This window comes from Streptomyces sp. C (genome assembly GCF_000158895.1).
GTDB classification, from domain to species: Bacteria; Actinomycetota; Actinomycetes; order Streptomycetales; family Streptomycetaceae; genus Streptomyces; species Streptomyces racemochromogenes.
Map to the genome: position 1 here is coordinate 894,680 of NZ_GG657750.1, position 1,237 is coordinate 895,916.

At 79.7% G+C, this 1,237-nt stretch carries 1 protein-coding gene; it reads left to right on the forward strand.

Features of this window, described 5'->3' with window-relative positions:
- Positions 1 to 246: 246 nt before the first annotated feature.
- The coding region (locus SSNG_RS43455; protein ID WP_042800502.1) for a PAS domain-containing protein at positions 247 to 1,237 on the forward strand (991 nt) is incomplete at its 3' end.

A 1,237-nucleotide genomic window follows, 5' to 3' on the forward strand; every position in this document is an offset into this window, starting at 1 on the left:
GGGGCGAACGGGTGCAGCGGCCGGGGCCGAGGGCGCATCCTGACTGTGTGACGGCGAGAGCGGACGGTTGCGGCCCGGCCACCGCCGCCGCCAGGGACCGGGCGCTCGCGCGGGCGGTGGCGGGCGCCGTGGAGGCCGTCGGCGGGCACGCGGGCGGGGTCTACCTGCGCTCGGGCACGGACGGTCTGCTGCGGATGGCGGTGGTCACGGGCCTGCCGGGGCGGCTGTTCCGGCCGTGGTGGGCGGATGCAGGTGAACCGGCCGTACCCGGTCGCCGAGGCGTACCGCACCGGGCAGGCGGTGCACCTGCCGGACGCGGAGGCGGCGATGCGGCGGTTCCCCCAGCTGATGGCCGGGCTGCCCTTCCGCTTCGGGTCGTTCTACGAGCCGGTCGGCGCCGGGCCGGAGCGGTTCGGGGTGCTGCTGGTGCTGCGGCCGGCGACGCCGGGGGCGGTGCTCGGGGCCGGTGAGCGGGAGCGGCTGCGGGAGGCGGCCGCCGGTCTGGCCGGGGAGCTGGAGGCGCTGCGGGCCGCCGGGGAGGCGGTGCTGTGGGACGGGGATCCGCTGTGCGTGCCCTGGCCCGCGACCGGTACGGAGGCGGCCCGGGAGGCCGTGGACCGGCTCGGGGCGGCGGTGCTGTCCGTGGACCGGCAGGGTGCCGTCGCCTTCGCCAACACCGCCGCCGAGGAGCTGCTCGGGCGGCCCGCCGCCGTGCTGCGCGGGCGCGCGCTGTGGGAGGTGCTGCCGTGTCTCGGCCAGTCCGCGTACGAGGACCATCTCCGCGGGGTGTTCGTCTCCGGGGAGCCGGTGCGCTTCGCGGCCCGGCGCGGGCCCGCCGACACGGATGCCGCGGCCGGAACGAATGCCGGTGCCGGGCCGGACGCCAGTGCCGGGGCGAATACCGGGGCCGGGACGGACGCCGGGGCCGGGACGAATGCCGGAGGCGTGACCGACGCCGAGGCCGGGACCGGCGCCAGGGCCGGGGCGAATACCGGGGCCGGGACCGGCGCGAGGGCCAGGACCGATGCCGAGGCCGGGATTGACGCCAGGGCCGCGGCGGACCCCAGGGCCGGCACCGACGCCAGGGCCTGGACCGGCGCCAGGGCCGCGGCGGACGCCGGGACCGGAGCGGACGCCGAGACCGGGGCGGACCCGAGGGCCGCGCGGGACACCGAAACCGGGGCGGAGGCCGAGACCGGGACGGACCCCAGGGCCGCGCGGGACACCGAGACCGGGA